This window comes from Streptomyces sp. NPDC101178 (assembly GCF_044767965.1).
Taxonomy (GTDB): Bacteria; Actinomycetota; Actinomycetes; order Streptomycetales; family Streptomycetaceae; genus Streptomyces.
The window spans coordinates 133,345-150,932 of record NZ_JBIWOZ010000011.1; the positions used below are offsets into that span (position 1 = coordinate 133,345).

A 17,588-nucleotide genomic window follows, 5' to 3' on the forward strand; every position below is an offset into this window, starting at 1 on the left:
GCGGAAAAGCAGTCCGGCCGGACACCCGTGAGGTGTCCGGCCGGTGAACGACTGGGGGTGGCCCGTGGAGCGGACCGGGGAGTGGCTAGATCTCGCCGCGGAGCTTGGCCAGCGCCTCGGCGAGGATCGCCTCGCCGTCCTCGTCGCTGCGTCGCTCACGTACGTACGCGAGGTGCGTCTTGTACGGCTCGGTGCGCGGCGGGTCCGGCGGGCTGTCCTTGTCCTGGCCGGCCGGGAAGCCGCAGCGCGGGCAGTCCCAGGTGTCCGGCACCTGCGCGTCATGGGCGAAGCTCGGCTGCGTCTCGTGCCCGTTCGAGCACCAGAAGGAGATGCGGAGGCGCGGCGCGGACTCGCCCCGCTCGGCCTCCCCCATCGGCCCCGCTCCGACCCGGCTTCCCCGGATCGCGTTGCCACTTGCCACGGTCGTAACTCCCTGCCTGATGGTGCTCGACGAAGCCCCAGTCTACGTAAGGCCCAACGCGCGTCCAGTGAAAGGAGTTACACCCTCACCGGGGATCGCGGACGACGGTCAGTCGCCCAGCTTGACCAGCAGACCGAGGACGACGACGCAGGCGAACCAGATCAGGCCGACCACGACGGTGATGCGGTCGAGGTTGCGCTCGGCCACGGAGGAGCCGCCGACGGAGGACTGCATTCCGCCACCGAACATGTCGGAGAGGCCGCCGCCCTTGCCCTTGTGCATGAGCACCAGCAGCATCAGCAGCAGGCTGAAGACGATCAGAGCGATCTGGAACGCCATAACCACGGCTGGTCCCTACTTTCAGAATTCTCGACTACTGCCTGTACGTACAGCGGGGGCCGGAGGGTGACAACCCCCTCGGCCCCCGCAAGGGTACGACGGATCCGCGCTACCGCATACTCACTGGTCGCGGAAGCGGACGATCTTGACGAACTCGTCGGCGTCCAGCGCGGCGCCGCCGATCAGGGCGCCGTCGACGTCGGGCTGCGCCATGATGGCGGCCACGTTGCCGGACTTCACCGAGCCGCCGTACTGGATGCGGACGGCGTCGGCCAGCTCCTGCGAGTACAGCTCGGCCAGCCGGCGGCGGATCGCACCGCAGACCTCCTGGGCGTCCTCGGGGGTGGCGACCTCTCCGGTCCCGATGGCCCAGACCGGCTCGTAGGCGATGACGATGGTCTCTGCCTGCTCGGCCGGGATGTCCTTCAGGGCGCCGTCGAGCTGCGCGAGGGTGTAGGAGACCTGGTCACCGGCCTTGCGGATGTCCAGGCCTTCGCCGACGCAGAGGATCGGGGTCAGGCCGTGCTGGTAGGCGGCCTTCACCTTGGCGTTGCAGATCTCGTCGTTCTCGCCGTGGTACTGGCGGCGCTCGCTGTGGCCGACGGCCACGTACGTGCAGCGCAGCTTGGCGAGCATCGGGCCGGAGATCTCGCCGGTGTACGCACCGGACTCGTGCGCCGAGATGTCCTGGGCGCCGTACTTGATCTTCAGCTTGTCCCCGTCCACCAGGGTCTGCACGGAGCGCAGGTCGGTGAAGGGCGGCAGGACGGCGACCTCGACGGCGTCGTAGTCCTTGTCGGTCAGGGCGAAGGAGAGCTTCTGGACGTGGGCGATGGCCTCGAGGTGGTTGAGGTTCATCTTCCAGTTGCCCGCCATCAGCGGGGTGCGGGTGGTCATTGAGGTTCAGTCCTCCAGTGCGGCGAGGCCGGGAAGCGTCTTGCCCTCAAGGTATTCGAGGCTGGCGCCGCCACCGGTCGAGATATGTCCGAAAGCATTCTCGTCGAAGCCCAGGATGCGAACGGCCGCGGCGGAGTCGCCACCGCCGACGACGCTGAAGGCCGGGGAGTCGACGAGCGCCTGGGCGACCGCGCGGGTGCCGTCGGCGAAGTCGGGGTGCTCGAAGACGCCCATCGGGCCGTTCCAGAAGACGGTGGCCGCGTCGGCGAGCTTCGATGCGTAGAGCTTGTTGGTCTCCGGCCCGTTGTCCAGACCCATCTGACCGGCCGGGATGGCGTCGGCGGCGACGGTGGTGGCGTCGGCCGGGGCCTTGGTCTTCAGGTCGGGGAAGGCGGGGGCGACGACGACGTCGACCGGGAGGACGAACTCCACGCCCTTCTCCTCCGCGCGCCGCAGGTACTCCTGCACCGCGGGGATCTGGTCCTCCTGGAGCAGCGAGCTGCCGACCTCGTGGCCCTGGGCCTTGAGGAAGGTGTACGCCATGCCGCCGCCGATCAGGATGCGGTCGGCCCGCTCCAGCAGGTGGTCGATGACGCCGAGCTTGTCGGAGACCTTGGCCCCGCCGAGGACGACGGCGTACGGCCGCTTGACGTCGGTGGTGAGCTTCTTCAGGACGCCGACCTCGGTGGCGATGAGGTAGCCCGCGTAGTGCGGAAGCCGCGCCGGGAGATCGTAGACCGAGGCGTGCTTGCGGTGTACGGCCCCGAAGCCGTCGCCCACGTACACGTCCGCCAGCTCGGCCAGCTGGTCGGCGAAGGCGCCGCGCTCGGCGTCGTCCTTGGAGGTCTCACCGGCGTTGAAGCGGAGGTTCTCGACGACGGCGACCTGGCCGTCGGTGAGGCCGGCGACGACCGAGCGGGCGGAGTCGCCGACGGTGTCGGTCGCGAAGGCGACGTCCGCACCGAGGAGTTCACCGAGCCGCGCGGCGGCGGGCGCCAGCGAGAACACCGGGTCCGGGGCGCCCTTGGGGCGGCCCAGGTGCGAGGCGACGACGACGCGCGCGCCGGCCTCGGCGAGCTTGGCGACGGTCGGCAGGACGGCGCGGATGCGGCCGTCGTCGGTGATGGTGGTGCCGTCGAGCGGCACATTGAGGTCGGCGCGGACGAATACCCGCCTGCCGGCGACCCCTTCGGTGAGAAGTTCGTCGATCGTCTTCATCTGGTCTTCCGTTACTCCTTGCAAGGACGGATGAACATGCTAAGAGGCTCGACCGGCGCCTCGTTGCGCCGGTCGAGCCCCTTCACTCACATCGTTGTGCCTGCCGACCCGAAGGTCAGAGCTGCTCGCCGACGAAGACCGTGAGGTCGACGAGGCGGTTGGAGTAGCCCCACTCGTTGTCGTACCAGCCGAGGATCTTCACCGTGTTGCCCTCCTGGACCATGGTCAGGGAGGAGTCGAAGGTGCAGGACGACGGGTCGCCGACGATGTCCGAGGAGACGATCGGGTCCTCGGTGTACGTCAGGAAGCCCTTGAGGGCGCCGTCGTCGGCGGCCTTCTTGAACGCGGCGTTGACCTCGTCCTTGGTGACCTCGCGGTCCAGGGTGACGACGAGGTCGGTGGCGGAGCCGGTCGGGACCGGGACGCGCATCGCGATGCCGTCGAGCTTGCCCTTGAGCTGCGGGAGGACCAGAGCGGTGGCCTTGGCGGCACCGGTCGTGGTCGGGATGATGTTCTCGGCGGCGGCGCGGGCGCGGCGCAGGTCCGAGTGCGGGAAGTCCAGGATGCGCTGGTCGTTGGTGTACGCGTGGACCGTCGTCATCAGGCCCTTGACGATGCCGAAGTTCTCGTCGAGAACCTTGGCCATCGGCGCCACACAGTTGGTGGTGCAGGAGGCGTTGGAGATGACGTGGTGGCTGGCCGCGTCGTACTTGTCCTGGTTGACGCCCATCACGATGGTGATGTCCTCGTCCTTGGCCGGAGCCGAGATGAGGACCTTCTTGGCGCCACCGGCGATGTGCTTCTCGGCGTCGGCCTTCTTGGTGAAGATGCCGGTCGACTCGATGACGATGTCGACGCCCAGCTCACCCCAGGGGATGTCGGCCGGGTTGCGCTCGGAGAGCACCTTGATGGTGTGGCCATCGACGGTGATGGTGTCGGCGGTGTGGCTGACCTCTGCCTTGAGACGACCCAGGATGGTGTCGTACTTCAGCAGGTGGGCCGTGGTCGCAGTGTCACCCAGGTCGTTGACAGCCACGATCTCGATGTCCGCACCCTGCTCCAGCAGCGCGCGGAAGTAGTTACGACCGATGCGGCCAAAGCCGTTGATGCCTACGCGGATCGTCACGAACCGATCTCCTCGTATAGGTACGCCGGTTTATGACGCCGGCGAGGGTGTATAGGGATGTCCCCGACCGCTGTCGACCCTACCTCTACGAGGGCCCGGGGGTGACATCGACAGGGGCCGTACGCGCCAGCGGAATACGACGGGAGGCCCGTACTCCCCAGTAGGGTGCACGGGCCTCCGCACGGCCGCGGGACCTTCGCCCCGGTACGGCCCGGGACCTTGGTCCCGGGCCCGCCGACGGATCAGCCGACCAGGCCGTCCGCCAGCTCCTCGCTGAGCGTGGCTTCCGTGCCCGGAATGCCGAGGTCCTGGGCGCGCTTGTCGGCCATGGCCAGCAGGCGGCGGATCCGGCCGGCGACGGCGTCCTTGGTCAGCGGCGGGTCGGCGAGCGCTCCCAGCTCCTCCAAGGAGGCCTGCTTGTGCTCCATGCGGAGCCGGCCGGCCGCCGCGAGGTGCTCGGGGACCTCCTCGCCGAGGATCTCCAGCGCGCGTCCGACCCGGGCGCCGGCGGCGACCGCCGCGCGGGCCGAGCGGCGCAGGTTGGCGTCGTCGAAATTGGCCAGCCGGTTGGCCGTGGCGCGGACCTCGCGCCGCATCCGGCGCTCCTCCCAGGCCAGCACCGACTCATGGGCGCCGAGCCGGGTGAGCAGGGCGCCGATGGCGTCGCCGTCGCGGACGACGACCCGGTCCACGCCGCGGACCTCGCGGGCCTTGGCGGCGATGGAGAGCCGACGGGCCGCGCCGACCAGGGCGAGGGCGGCCTCCGGGCCGGGGCAGGTGACCTCCAGCGAGGAGGAGCGGCCGGGCTCGGTGAGCGAGCCGTGGGCCAGGAAGGCCCCGCGCCAGGCGGCCTCGGCGTCGCAGGTGGCCCCCGAGACCACCTGCGGCGGCAGACCGCGGATGGGGCGGCCGCGGCCGTCCACCAGGCCGGTCTGGCGGGCCAGCTGGTCGCCGCCCGCCACCACCCGTACGACATAGCGCGAGCCGCGCCGCAGTCCACCGGGTGCCATCACGATCAGCTCCGAGCTGTGCCCGAAGATTTCGAGGATGTCGCGCTTGAGCCGGCGCGCCGCCATCGCGGTGTCCAGCTCCGCCTCGATCACAATGCGGCCGCTCACCAGGTGCAGCCCGCCCGCGAACCGAAGAATCGCCGAGACCTCTGCTTTCCTGCAGCAGGTCCGGGTGACGGGAAGCCGAGAGATTTCGTCCTTCACCGCTGGCGTCATCGCCATGGGCCGATCCTTCCATGCATCCGAAAAATACGGTCGTACGCGGCGGCCAACAGCTCCTGATCATGGACCGGAACGCCGTCGGGCGATGCCACCGGCGCCAGCTCGACCGCCGCCCCGAGCCGCTGGGCGGCGTCGTCGAGCGATGCGCGGTCGGGCACGGCTGCCTCGTCGGCCAGCACCACGTCCAAGGCGAGTTTAGGGGCGTGTCGTCCCAAAACCTCCAAATGACGCTGCGGTGAGAACCCCTCGGTTTCACCGGGTTGTGGTGCGAGATTCAACGACAGGACCTTGCGTGCCTTCGTGGTGACCAGAGCGTCGAGCAGATCCGGCACCAGCAGATGCGGGATCACCGAGGAGAACCAGGAGCCCGGGCCGAGCACCACCCAGTCCGCGTCGAGGACCGCCGCGACGGCCTCCGGGACGGCCGGCGGGTCGGGCGGGACGACGTGCACGGACTGCACCTCGCCCGGCGTGAGCGCCACCGTGGCCTGCCCGCGCACGGTGACGATCGCGTCGGGCAGCTCCGGGTCGTGGCCCTTGACCAGCGCCTGGAGTTCCAGCGGCACAGCGGACATGGGCAGCACGCGGCCCTGCGCGCCGAGCAGCTTGCCGACGAGGTCGAGGGCCTGGACATGGTCGCCGAGCTGCTCCCAGAGAGCCACGATCAGCAGGTTGCCGACCGCGTGCTCGTGGAGGTCGCCCTTGGACTCGAACCGGTGCTGGATGACCTGGGCCCAGGTGCGGCCCCAGTCGTCGTCGCCGCAGAGCGCGGCGAGCGCCTTGCGCAGGTCTCCGGGCGGCAGGACGCCCAGCTCCTCACGGAGCCGGCCGCTGGAGCCGCCGTCGTCGGCGACGGTGACCACGGCCGTGAGGTCGCCGGTGATCCGGCGCAGCGCCGCCAGGGACGCCGAGAGGCCCATGCCGCCGCCGAGCGCGACGACCTTGGGCTGTGCACCGCGTTTGCGGCCGGAGAGCGCCGAGGTGGCGCGGCTCAGCCGCCGCATCCGCAGATTGCGACCGGTCACTCTCGCCCCATGTCCCGGTGGACGAGGACGGTCTCGATGCCTTCGGCGGCCAGGCGGGCGGAGAGCTTCTCCGACATGGCGACGGAGCGGTGCTTGCCGCCGGTGCAGCCCACGGCGATGGTCACGTACCGCTTGCCCTCGCGGCGGTAGCCGGCGGCGATCAGCTGGAGCAGCTCCGTGTACTGGTTGAGGAACTCCTTGGCCCCGGGCTGGTCGAAGACGTAACCGGAGACCTCCTCGTTGAGGCCGGTGAAGGGGCGCAGCTCCGGGACCCAGTGCGGGTTGGGCAGGAAGCGGCAGTCGACGACGAGGTCGGCGTCGACGGGCAGGCCGTACTTGTAGCCGAAGGACATCACCGTGGCCCGCAGCTCCGGCTCGGACTCGCCCGCGAACTGGGCGTCCATCTTGGCCCGCAGCTCGTGCACGTTGAGGCTGGAGGTGTCGATGACGAGGTCGGCGTCGCCGCGCAGCTCGCGCAGCAGGTCGCGCTCGGCGGCGATGCCGTCGACGATGCGGCCGTCGCCCTGGAGGGGGTGCGGGCGGCGGACGGACTCGAAGCGGCGGACCAGCGCGTCGTCGGAGGACTCCAGGAAGACGATCCGCCGGGTGACGTGCTTGGCCTCCAGGTCGGCGAGGGACTCGCGGAGGTTGTCGAAGAAGCGGCGGCCGCGCACGTCGACGACGACGGCGATCCGCGCCACGTTGCCCTGCGAGCGGGCGCCGAGCTCCACCATGGTGGGGATCAGCGCGGGCGGCAGATTGTCGACGACGAACCAGCCGAGGTCCTCCAGACACTTGGCGGCGGTGCTGCGTCCGGCGCCGGACATGCCGGAGATGATCACCAGCTCGGGGATGGCCGGCGCGATTGCCTCGCCCGTCTCGTTCGTGGTGTTCGTACTCACGTCTGCTCCGTCTGCTCGGTCTGTTCGTTCGTGCTGCTGGTGGTGCTGGTCGTGGTCGCCGGGGTGGGCGCCGCCTTGCCCGGTGGCCCGGCGGGTGTGCTCGGTCATGGCGTGCCCCCGTCGTCCTCTTCCATGATCTCTCCTGTGGCCGTGTTCACGGCAGGGGCCGCGGGAGCGGCCGAGGCGAGGGCGGCCGCCACCGATTCGGCCGTCCTGCGCCCTATCCCGGGGACCTCGCAGATCTCCTCGATTGTCGCCTGCCGGAGCTTCTTCACGGAGCCGAAATACTTGATCAGGGCCTGTTTACGGGTCTCGCCGAGCCCGGCCACGTCGTCCAGAGGGCTCGTACGGATGCGCTTGGCCCGCTTGGCGCGCTGGTAGGTGATGGCGAAGCGGTGGGCCTCGTCCCGGACGCGCTGGAGGAGGTAGAGGCCTTCGCTGGAGCGCGGCAGGACGACGGGGTCGTCGTCATCGGGGAGCCAGACCTCCTCCAGCCGCTTGGCCAGGCCGCAGACGGCGATGTCGTCGATGCCCAGCTCGTCGAGGGCGCGCTTGGCGGCGGCGACCTGCGGCTGACCGCCGTCGACCACGACGAGCTGCGGCGGGTACGCGAACCGCTTGGGGCGGCCGTCGTCCTCACGGGGCTCGATCTCGTCGGCCGGGGAGGCGGGGGTGAAGGCGGGGGCCTCGACGGGGCCGGTTGGAGCGGGGCCGGTGACCTCGGCGACGGGGCCGGGAGCGGCCTCCTGCGGCACCTGGTCCCACTCCCCCGTGCGCTCCTTCTCCTGGAGGTAGCGCTTGAAGCGGCGGCCGATCACCTCGTGCATCGAGCGGACGTCGTCCTGGCCCTCGAAGCCCTTGATCTGGAAGCGGCGGTACTCGCTCTTGCGGGCCAGGCCGTCCTCGAAGACGACCATGGAGGCCACCACGTCGTCGCCCTGGAGGTGCGAGATGTCGTAGCACTCGATGCGCAGTGGCGCGGTGTCCAGGCCGAGCGCCTCCGCGATCTCCTCCAGGGCCCGGGAGCGGGTGGTGAGGTCGGAGGCGCGCTTGGTCTTGTGCAGGCCGAGTGCCTGCTGGGCGTTGCGCTGGACCGTCGCCATGAGGTCCTTCTTGTCGCCGCGCTGCGGGATGCGCAGGCTGACCTGGGAGCCCCGGCGCTCGGCGAGCCACTGGGAGACCGCCTCGGTGTCCTCGGGCAGGGCCGGGACCAGGACCTCCTTGGGGACGGCGTCGCCGCGCTCCTCGCCATACAGCTGCTGGAGCGCGTGTTCGACGAGGCCGGCCGTGTCGACCGCCTCGACCTTGTCGGTGACCCAGCCGCGCTGGCCGCGCACCCGGCCGCCGCGCACGTGGAAGATCTGGAGGGCGGCCTCCAGCTCGTCCTCGGCGACGGCGATCAGGTCGGCGTCGGTGGCGTCGGCGAGGACGACGGCGCTCTTCTCCATGGCCCGCTTGAGGGCCCCGGCGTCGTCCCGGAGGCGGGCGGCGCGCTCGTACTCCATCTCCTCGGCCGCCTGCGCCATGTCCTTCTCCAGGCGCCGGATGTACGTGCCCGTGCGCCCGGCCATGAAGTCGCAGAAGTCCTCGGCCAGCTCCCGGTGTTCCTCGGGGGTGACGCGGCCGACGCAGGGGGCCGAGCACTTGTCGATGTAGCCGAGGAGGCAGGGGCGGCCGGTGCGGGCGGCGTTCTTGAAGACGCCGGCGGAGCAGGTGCGGACGGGGAAGACCCGGAGCATCAGGTCGACGGTCTCGCGGATCGCCCAGGCGTGCCCGTACGGACCGAAGTAGCGCACGCCCTTCTTCTTGGCGCCGCGCATCACCTGGACGCGGGGGAACTCCTCGTTCAGCGTGACGGCCAGATAGGGATAGCTCTTGTCGTCCCGGTACTTGACGTTGAACCGGGGGTCGAACTCCTTGATCCAGGTGTACTCCAGCTGGAGCGCCTCGACCTCGGTGGAGACCACCGTCCACTCCACGGAGGCGGCGGTCGTGACCATCGAGCGCGTACGCGGATGGAGATTGGCCAGGTCCTGGAAGTAGTTGGCCACGCGCTGGCGGAGGTTCTTGGCCTTCCCGACGTAGATCACCCGGCGGTGCTCGTCGCGGAACTTGTAGACCCCCGGGGAGTCGGGGATCTGCCCCGGGCTGGGGCGGTAGCTGGAGGGGTCTGCCATGGTTCACACCCTACTTGCGGGGTGTGACAGGACGTCGTCCGCGAGGTGACCGGTGCGCTCCGGGCCCGCCGGTGGTACCGGCGGGCCCGGAGCGCGGCTTCATGAACGGCCGCTCCGGGGCGTGCGCGCCCCGGAGCGGTCCGCTCAGGCGTCCGGCGCGGGGTTGCGCCGGGCGCGGGTCCGGTGGCGTACGGCGGCGGCTCCGCCGAGCGCCAAGGCGAGCAGGGCCCCGGCTCCGGCCATCGTGGAGACGGCGGTCAGCGCGGTGTCCGGGGTGCCGGTGCCGGCCGCGTCGGCGAGCGCGGGGCCGGGGGCCGGCGCCTGCCCGGTGTCCGCGCCCGCCGCCCCGGGGCCGTAGCCTCCCGCCTTGCCGGACTCCGCGTATCCGGAGCCGGGCAGCTTGTCGCCGTACGCCTCCCGCACGCGCGCCCGGTACGCGTTCAGGCTGGTGCCCTTCGCGCCCACGGCCGCCGCCGCGTCCTCGTCCAGCGGCAGCACGCGGTAGGCGTCGTGGACGTACCAGGCGTCGATCTGCGGCTCCCGGAAGACCGTGCCGCCGGGGAGCGCGCGGGCCCCTTGCGCGGTGTAGCGGGCCTCGTCGTCGCCGGTGGCGATGTTCACCACCTGCCACTCCCCGCTGCCGCCCGAACCGGGGACGGTCCACAGGGAGGCCTTCTGGCCGTCGGAGGAGACGGCGGTCGCGGCGAGGTAGTCCAGGGTGCTGGGCTCGGCCCCCGGCTTCCCGGCGACGAACGCGGCCGAGAGTGTGCGTACGGGAACGGTCCTCGCGTCGATGCGCGGCGCGGCCGCCGTACGCGCCACCGCCCCCTCCCGGGCGAAGAACCGGGACAGGGTGTCCAGGGTCGCCGGTGCGGAGGCGGCCTCGTGGGCCGCTTCGAGGGTGGCGGCGGTCAGCTTCGGCGGGGCGGGCGCCTCGTCGGCGGAGGCCACGGGGGCCGCGGCGAGCAGGGCGGTGGCGGCGAGTGCGGTGGCGACGGCGAGGCGCCGGGTGGTCGCGGTCATGTCCTCACGCCCCGATCCGGTAGAGCGAGTGGGTCCAGGAGAACTGGTTGTTGTTCACGTACCAGGAGTGCGAGGCCCAGTTGTAGCGGTCGCTGGAGGGCCACGGGTCGCCCCAGTAGACCCAGCTGTTGGCGTCGTCGTAGCCGTAGATCACGTGCATGTGGCCGCCGCCGGACGACCACTGGATGCGGGTCTCGATGGGCCGCTGGGCGGCTATCTCGGCCTGCACGGTCGGGTAGCGCAGCCAGCCGGTGACGTAACTGCCGGGCCGCACACCGGCCCAGGAGAGGCCGGTCTGGACGTTGCCGAGGGTGGCCTGCGAGTTGGGGCACTCGGTGTTCTGCGAGCGGTTGAAGGAGGCGTTGCAGAACTGGTTCTGGGAGTAGCTGCGGCCGAACCAGGCGGCGATGGTGTTGCCGCCTGCCGCCCAGCACCAGTTGCTCTTCGCTTGCGCCTGCATGGTGATGTCGAGGCGCTGCGCGGCGGCGACGGAGACACCGTCCCGGGACGCGGGCTCGGCTGCCGTGGCGGTGGCGGTGGCCGCGGGGACGGCGAGGAGGGCGGCGGCCAGAAGGGCGGTGAAGGACAGCCTTCGGGGACGGATTCTTCGGTTGCGCATGGCGTTCCTCCCAAGGCGGGGGGCGGGGATCGGAGGAGCGCGTCCGGACGCTGATGAGGAGCATCGACCGTTGTCCGGAACAGGTCAACACGCTTCAATGCGGAGTGACATCACGGTGTGAACGGCGCGACGCCCGTGTGAACGGCGCAGCCCCGTCACCTGCTCCCCCGCATCTCCCGGGGCGGTGTCGCCTCTCCCCCACGTGAACGTTCACCGGAGGCCCCCATGCGGCACACCGAGAGAGAACTGGACCGGGTGCTGGACACCGGCCCCTTCCATCTGGCCCTGCGCACCGCCCTCTCGGTGCGCGGGCTGCCGCTCCACCGGGTGCAGCACCATCTGGCGCACCGGGGCGTCAAGCTCGGGGTGACCAGCCTGAGCTACTGGCAGCAGGGCGTACGCCGTCCGCGCCGCCCGGAGTCGCTGCGGGCCGTCCGCGCGCTGGAGGACGTGCTCGCGCTGCCGGGCGACTCCCTGCTGCGGCTGCTGCGGGACGACGGTTCCGGTGGCACGGACGGGGAGCGCCCGGCGGCACGCTCGTACCGCTCGCTGCTGGAGTCCTCCGGCGCGGTGGAACGGCTGCTGGCGGCGATGGAGTCACCGGTGGACGGCGGGCTGCACACGGTGGACCACCAGGAGCGGGTCCGGATCGGGGCGCGGCGCGAGCTGGCGGGCCGCACCTCGCTCCACGTCGTACGCGCGCACCGGGACGGCGTCGACCGCTATCTGGCGGTCCACCGGGGCGATCCGGGGTGCGACCCGTCGCGGATCGCGGTGCGGGCGGGAGAGAACTGCCGGACCGGACGGGTGCGCTGGGACGCGGAGGCGGGCGTGCTGGTGGCGGAGCTGCTCTTCGACACCCGGCTGCGGTCGGGCGAGACGTACGTCTTCGGCTACGGCTTCGAGGACGGTACGGGCGGCCCCAGCGGCGAGTACGTGCGCGGCTTCACCTTCGGCGGCGGGCAGTACGTGCTCCAGGTCGGCTTCGACGGCACCGCGCTGCCGGTGCGGTGCCGCCGCTTCGAGCAGTCGTCGGCCGCCGCGGCCCGCGCGGCCCGCCGGGACCTGACGCTCACCGGCCTGCACCGGACGGTGCACGTGGTGGAGGAGGGGGTGCGGCCGGGGCTCGTGGGGATCGACTGGGACTGGGAGTGAGGACAGGCGGTACGGGGGTGGGGTCAGGCGGCGTGGCCGTACGGCTCGTCAGACGTCGTACGGCTTGTCAGGCCTCGTACGGCTTGTCAGGCGTCCGGGCCCGCGACGAGCTTTCCGCCGTCGGCCGTGACCGGGACCGCGGGCAGCGGGACGGTCGCCGGGCCCTGGATGACCTCGCCGGTGGTCGTGTCGAAGCGGCTGCCGTGGCAGGCGCAGTGGCCCTCGGTGCCCTCGATCTTGGTCAGGACGCAGCCGCCGTGCGTGCACTGGGCGCTGAACGCCTTGTACTCGCCCTTCGCCGGGCAGCTGACGACCAGGCGCTGCTCGCGGTAGAGCTTGGCACCGCCGACGGGGACCTCGGAGGCCTCGCCGAGCGCGACGGGTGCCGTGGGCGTGGGCGACTTGGCGTGGCCGAGCTTGGACTCGGTGGAGCAGGCGGCCGCTCCCAGCCCGGCGGCACCGGCGAGCGCGGCGCCCTTCAGCACGGTACGGCGGGCGGCGGGCAGGCCGGGCATGCGGACTCCACGGATCGTTGTTCGGGGTGGGACGGGTGTCGCCGGGCGGGGGCGGAGGTTGGTGCGGCCGGTGACGGAACCGACGATACCGGCGGCGAACGGACGGCCTGCGGCCGGGCCCGGCCCTGGTCCTGGTTCATGGCGGTGGCTCACCGGTCGCGGCGGTAGCTCCCGGTCTCGGCGGTGGGCTCACCTGTCATGGCGGTGGGCTCACCTGTCATGGCGGTGGCCCCCTCCCGGGCGGGAGGGGGCCACCGCCATCGGCTCATGCCTTGCGGGCGCGCGTCGCCTTCTTCGCGGGGGCGGCCTTGGTCGCCTTGGTGGCGGTGGCCTTCTTGGCCGCCGTCGCCGTGGTCTTGGTGGCAGCCGCCTTCCCGGGCGCTGCCGCCTTCTTCGCCGTGGTGGTCTTCCGGGCGGCGGCCTTACGAGCCGTCCCCCGTCCCGACGGCACCGCGGCCTCGCTGATCCGGTCCGCGTCCAGGATCCCCTGGAGGAACTTCCCGGTGTGGCTGGCCGGGACCGAGGCGACCTGCTCCGGCGTGCCCTCGGCGACGACCAGTCCGCCGCCGTTGCCGCCTTCGGGGCCCATGTCGATGACCCAGTCGGCGGTCTTGATGACGTCCAGGTTGTGCTCGATGACGATCACCGAGTTGCCCTTGTCGACCAGGCCGGAGAGGACCGTGATCAGCTTGCTGATGTCCTCGAAGTGGAGCCCGGTGGTCGGCTCGTCCAGGACGTAGACCGTGCGGCCGGTGGAGCGCTTCTGGAGCTCGCTCGCCAGCTTGACCCGCTGCGCCTCACCGCCGGAGAGGGTCGGCGCGGACTGGCCGAGCCGGACGTATCCGAGGCCGACGTCGTTCAGCGTACGGAGGTGGCGGGCGATGGCCGGGACGGCCTCGAAGAACTCCAGGCCCTCCTCGATCGGCATGTCCAGCACCTCGGCGATGGACTTGCCCTTGTAGTGGACCTCCAGGGTCTCCCGGTTGTAGCGCGCACCGTGGCAGACCTCGCACGGAACGTACACATCGGGCAGGAAGTTCATCTCGATCTTGATCGTGCCGTCGCCGGAGCAGTTCTCGCAGCGGCCGCCCTTGACGTTGAAGGAGAAGCGGCCCGGCAGATAGCCGCGCACCTTCGCCTCCATCGTCTCCGCGAACAGCCGGCGGACGTGGTCGAAGACGCCGGTGTACGTCGCCGGGTTGGACCGGGGCGTCCGGCCGATCGGCGACTGGTCGACGTGGACCACCTTGTCGACCAGGTCGTCGCCGTCGACCCGGGTGTGGCGGCCGGGGACCGACTTGGCGCCGTTCAGCTCGCGGGCCAGGTGGGTGTAGAGGATGTCGTTGACCAGGGTCGACTTCCCGGACCCGGAGACGCCGGTGACCGCCGTGAGCACGCCGAGCGGGAAGGAGACGTCGATGTTGTGCAGGTTGTTCTCGCGGGCACCGTGCACCGTGAGGCTGCGGGCCGGGTCGACCGGGCGGCGGATGTCCGGCGTCGGGATGGCCCGCTTGCCGGACAGATACTGGCCGGTGATCGACCCCTTGTTGGTCAGCAGCTCCTTGAGCGAGCCGGAGTGGACGACCTTGCCGCCGTGCTCACCGGCGCCGGGGCCGATGTCGACGACCCAGTCGGCGACCTTGATGGTGTCCTCGTCGTGCTCGACGACGATGAGCGTGTTGCCCATGTCGCGGAGCCGGACCAGGGTCTCGATCAGCCGGTGGTTGTCGCGCTGGTGGAGGCCGATGGACGGCTCGTCCAGGACGTACAGCACGCCGACCAGGCCGGAGCCGATCTGGGTGGCGAGCCGGATGCGCTGGGCCTCGCCGCCGGAGAGAGTGCCGGCCGCGCGGTTCAGCGAAAGGTAGTCCAGGCCGACGTCGACCAGGAACTTCAGCCGCTCGTTGACCTCCTTGAGGACCCGCTCGGCGATCTTCTTGTCGCGGGCGTTCAGCTTGAGGCGGCCGAGGAACTCGGCGCACTCGCTGATCGACATCGCGGAGACCTCGGCGATGGACTTCTCCATCACCGTCACAGCGAGGACGATCGGCTTGAGCCGGGTGCCCTCACAGGTGGGGCAGGGCACCTCGCGCATGTAGCCCTCGAAGCGCTCCCGGCTGGAGTCGCTCTCGGCCTCGGTGTGGCGCCGCTTGACGAACTGGACCGCGCCTTCGAAGGCGGGCGTCGTGTAGGCGCGCTCGCGCCCGTAACGGTTGCGGTAGCGGACCTCGGTCTGGATCTTGTGTCCGTACAGCAGGGCCTTCTTGGCGCGCTGCGGGAGTCCGGCCCACGGGATGTCCGTGCGGAAGCCGAGCGCCTTGGACAGCGCGCCGATCAGCCGGCCGAAGTACTCCTTGGTGTGGCCGTGCGACCAGGGGTGGATCGCGCCCTCGTCGAGCGACTTCTCCTCGTCCGGAACGATCAGCTCCGGGTCGACCTCCATGCGCGTACCGATACCCGTGCAGTCGGGGCAGGCGCCGAAGGGCGAGTTGAAGGAGAAGGAGCGCGGCTCCAGCTCCTCGAAGGAGAGGTCGTCGTAGGCGCAGTAGAGGTGCTCGGAGTACATCCGCTCGCGCTCGGGATCGTCCTCGGGGAGGTCGACGAAGTCCAGGACGACCATGCCGCCGGAGAGGCCGAGCGCGGTCTCGACCGAGTCGGTGAGCCGGCGCTTGGCGCTGTCCTTGACGGTGAGGCGGTCGATGACCACCTCGATGGTGTGCTTCTCCTGCTTCTTGAGCGTGGGCGGCTCGGAGAGCTGGATGGTGGTGCCGTCGACCCGGGCGCGGCTGTACCCCTTGGTCTGGAGGTCGGCGAAGAGGTCGACGAACTCGCCCTTGCGCTCGCGCACGAGCGGCGAGAGCACCTGGAAGCGGCTGCCCTCGGGGAGGCCGAGGACCTTGTCCACGATGGCCTGCGGCGACTGGCGGGCGATGGGACGGCCGCACTCGGGGCAGTGCGGCTTGCCGATCCGGGCGAAGAGCAGGCGGAGGTAGTCGTAGACCTCCGTGATGGTGCCGACCGTCGAGCGCGGGTTGCGCGAGGTCGACTTCTGGTCGATGGAGACGGCCGGGGAGAGACCTTCGATGAAATCGACGTCCGGCTTGTCCATCTGGCCGAGGAACTGCCGGGCGTACGAGGAGAGGGACTCCACATAGCGCCGCTGGCCCTCGGCGAAGATCGTGTCGAACGCGAGGGACGACTTGCCCGACCCGGAGAGCCCGGTGAAGACGATGAGGGAGTCACGGGGGAGATCGAGCGAGACGTTCTTCAGGTTGTGCTCGCGCGCGCCACGGACGATGAGACGGTCGGCCACGCCGGTCCGCACCTTTCTAGAGAGAAACGGGGAACTCAGCCCCCGGTCCAGGTTATGGGGGGCGCCACAGCGATGTGGGAAGCTTTGACTTCTCCGAGCGTATAGCACGCACATTCGATTTACGGTCGCGCTAGGACACCTTCACCCGAATGAGTGGCGGAGCTAGGCTCGGCCGCATGATGGATCATGCGCATGACCTGGGAGCCGTACGCGAAGCGACCGATCGATTGCTAGACGAAGCGGGTAAGTGGGACAACGCCGCACTCGCCGAGCCGTCACGGCTGCCGGGATGGAGCCGGGGCCATGTCCTGACCCACTTGTCACGTAACGCCGACGCGATCGGAAATGTTCTCCGGGGACTGCCGATGTACGCGAGCAGCGAAACGAGGGACGCCGACATCGCGGCCGGCGCCTCGCGCCCGCTGGACGAGCAGCTGGCCGATTTCCGGGAGAGCGCGGACCGTCTGCGGGCGGTGGCCGACGAACCGGCCGACTGGTCCCGTACGGTCGCCCTCCGCAACGGCGTGACGGACTCCGCGTCCCGGGTCCCCTTCCGACGCCTGATCGAGGTGGAGATCCACCATGTCGACCTGGACGTCGGCTACGAGCTGGAGGACCTGCCGGCGGACTTCACGGAGCGGGAGATCGCCTTCCTCACCGACCGCTTCGCCGGCCACCCGGACGTCCCCGCCACCACGGTGACCGCAGAGGACGGCCGCACCTGGACCACGGGCGGCGGAGCGGACGGCCCGGCCGTGTCGGTACGGGGTACGGCCGCCGATCTCCTCGGCTGGCTGGCCGGCCGCCGCGACGGCTCGGCGCTGACCGTGAGCGGTGGCGCGCTGCCGGGGCTGCCGCCGTTGTAGCGGCTGTCCGGACTCCGTCCCCGCTGTACGTCGTACGGATTAGGGTGATCCGTATGACGTACAGCGGAGCGGTGAAGGTCGGCGGACCGGCGAGCGTGCACGAACTGACGGATCTGATGATCTCCAAGGTTGCCGTCGGCGCGATGAACAACAACGCCTATCTGCTGCGCTGCCGGGCCACCGGCGAGCAGCTCCTGATCGACGCGGCGGCCGAGCCCGCCACCCTGCTGGCGCTGATCGGCGACGACTCCATCGCGTCCGTCGTCACCACCCACCGCCACGGCGACCACTGGCAGGCGCTGGCCGAGGTGGTGGCGGCGACCGGCGCCCGGACGTACGCGGGCCGGTACGACGCCGAGGGCATCCCGGTCGCCACGGACGTGCTCGTGGCGGACGGCGACACGATCACGGTCGGCCGGGTGGAGCTGACCGCCCGCCACCTGGTCGGCCACACGCCCGGCTCCATCGCGCTGGTCTACGACGACCCGCACGGAGCCCCGCACCTGTTCACCGGGGACTGCCTCTTCCCGGGCGGCGTCGGCAACACGCACAAGGACCCCGAGGCCTTCGCGAGCCTGCTGCACGACGTGGAGACGAAGCTGTTCGACCGGCTTCCGGACGAGACCTGGGTCTACCCGGGCCACGGCAACGACACGACCCTCGGGGACGAGCGGCCGCACCTGCCGGAGTGGCGGGCGCGCGGCTGGTAGTCGACGGCCCCCTTGCGCTGCGGGCCGCGTCGGACCCGCACAGCAGGGTC

Annotated in this window: 16 protein-coding genes; 3 read left to right on the forward strand and 13 right to left on the reverse strand. The window is 70.9% G+C overall.

Annotated elements, in window-relative coordinates; translation table 11 throughout:
* Nucleotides 1-85 precede the first annotated feature (85 nt).
* The 11 genes from ACIRR8_RS27995 to ACIRR8_RS28045 form a co-directional block, all read right to left on the reverse strand.
* On the reverse strand, nt 86-421 hold the full coding sequence (locus ACIRR8_RS27995) for an RNA polymerase-binding protein RbpA (RefSeq protein ID WP_073217477.1): 336 nt from the start codon (nt 419-421) through the stop codon (nt 86-88).
* A 108-nt stretch (nt 422-529) separates the two neighbouring features.
* On the reverse strand, nt 530-766 hold the full coding sequence (gene secG, locus ACIRR8_RS28000) for a preprotein translocase subunit SecG (protein WP_026237546.1): 237 nt from the start codon (nt 764-766) through the stop codon (nt 530-532).
* A gap of 114 nt (nt 767-880) precedes the next feature.
* A complete protein-coding gene (tpiA, locus tag ACIRR8_RS28005; protein ID WP_404069969.1) occupies nt 881-1,657 on the reverse strand; it encodes a triose-phosphate isomerase in 777 nt (258 codons plus the stop codon).
* 6 nt (nt 1,658-1,663) lie between these two features.
* On the reverse strand, nt 1,664-2,875 hold the full coding sequence (locus ACIRR8_RS28010) for a phosphoglycerate kinase (protein WP_404069971.1): 1,212 nt from the start codon (nt 2,873-2,875) through the stop codon (nt 1,664-1,666).
* Between the two features lie 115 nt (nt 2,876-2,990).
* Nucleotides 2,991-4,001, reverse strand: coding sequence for a type I glyceraldehyde-3-phosphate dehydrogenase (gene gap, locus ACIRR8_RS28015; protein ID WP_355867433.1), 1,011 nt, complete (start codon nt 3,999-4,001; stop codon nt 2,991-2,993).
* A gap of 242 nt (nt 4,002-4,243) precedes the next feature.
* Nucleotides 4,244-5,233, reverse strand: a complete 990-nt coding sequence (gene whiA / locus ACIRR8_RS28020; protein ID WP_084745309.1) for a DNA-binding protein WhiA — start codon at nt 5,231-5,233, stop codon at nt 4,244-4,246.
* On the reverse strand, nt 5,224-6,258 hold the full coding sequence (gene yvcK, locus ACIRR8_RS28025) for a uridine diphosphate-N-acetylglucosamine-binding protein YvcK (RefSeq protein WP_404069974.1): 1,035 nt from the start codon (nt 6,256-6,258) through the stop codon (nt 5,224-5,226). Before yvcK ends, whiA begins: the two co-directional genes overlap by 10 nt.
* The gene (gene rapZ / locus ACIRR8_RS28030) at nt 6,255-7,268 is read right to left on the reverse strand and encodes an RNase adapter RapZ (protein WP_404069976.1); all 1,014 of its coding nucleotides are present in this window, start codon (nt 7,266-7,268) and stop codon (nt 6,255-6,257) included. Before rapZ ends, yvcK begins: the two co-directional genes overlap by 4 nt.
* Entirely contained in the window at nt 7,265-9,337 is a 2,073-nt protein-coding gene (uvrC, locus tag ACIRR8_RS28035; protein WP_404069978.1) for an excinuclease ABC subunit UvrC, read from the reverse strand. The genes rapZ and uvrC overlap by 4 nt, the downstream gene beginning before the upstream one ends.
* Before the next feature lie 144 nt (nt 9,338-9,481).
* Nucleotides 9,482-10,360: a hypothetical protein gene (locus ACIRR8_RS28040; protein WP_404069980.1), complete on the reverse strand. Its 879-nt coding sequence runs from the start codon at nt 10,358-10,360 to the stop codon at nt 9,482-9,484.
* 4 nt (nt 10,361-10,364) lie between these two features.
* Nucleotides 10,365-10,979, reverse strand: coding sequence for a papain-like cysteine protease family protein (locus ACIRR8_RS28045; protein WP_404069982.1), 615 nt, complete (start codon nt 10,977-10,979; stop codon nt 10,365-10,367).
* A gap of 225 nt (nt 10,980-11,204) precedes the next feature.
* Here ACIRR8_RS28045 and ACIRR8_RS28050 point away from each other — a divergent pair, with 225 nt between their 5' ends.
* Nucleotides 11,205-12,134 carry a hypothetical protein gene (locus ACIRR8_RS28050; RefSeq protein ID WP_404069984.1) on the forward strand — a complete coding sequence of 310 codons (930 nt, stop codon included), beginning with the start codon at nt 11,205-11,207 and terminating at the stop codon, nt 12,132-12,134.
* Between the two features lie 86 nt (nt 12,135-12,220).
* Here the strand turns inward: ACIRR8_RS28050 and ACIRR8_RS28055 are convergent, their stop codons facing one another.
* Both ACIRR8_RS28055 and uvrA read right to left on the reverse strand, forming a co-directional pair.
* Nucleotides 12,221-12,649 (reverse strand): Rieske (2Fe-2S) protein, encoded by a 429-nt coding sequence (locus ACIRR8_RS28055; RefSeq protein WP_356748619.1) that lies wholly within the window; start codon nt 12,647-12,649, stop codon nt 12,221-12,223.
* A gap of 265 nt (nt 12,650-12,914) precedes the next feature.
* Nucleotides 12,915-15,962, reverse strand: coding sequence for an excinuclease ABC subunit UvrA (gene uvrA, locus ACIRR8_RS28060; protein ID WP_404069986.1), 3,048 nt, complete (start codon nt 15,960-15,962; stop codon nt 12,915-12,917).
* A gap of 176 nt (nt 15,963-16,138) precedes the next feature.
* Between uvrA and ACIRR8_RS28065 the strand changes: the two genes are divergently transcribed.
* The gene (locus tag ACIRR8_RS28065; protein ID WP_404069988.1) at nt 16,139-16,828 is read left to right on the forward strand and encodes a maleylpyruvate isomerase family mycothiol-dependent enzyme; all 690 of its coding nucleotides are present in this window, start codon (nt 16,139-16,141) and stop codon (nt 16,826-16,828) included.
* Between the two features lie 53 nt (nt 16,829-16,881).
* Nucleotides 16,882-17,538 (forward strand): MBL fold metallo-hydrolase, encoded by a 657-nt coding sequence (locus ACIRR8_RS28070; RefSeq protein ID WP_404069990.1) that lies wholly within the window; start codon nt 16,882-16,884, stop codon nt 17,536-17,538.
* The last annotated feature ends 50 nt before the right edge of the window (nt 17,539-17,588 follow it).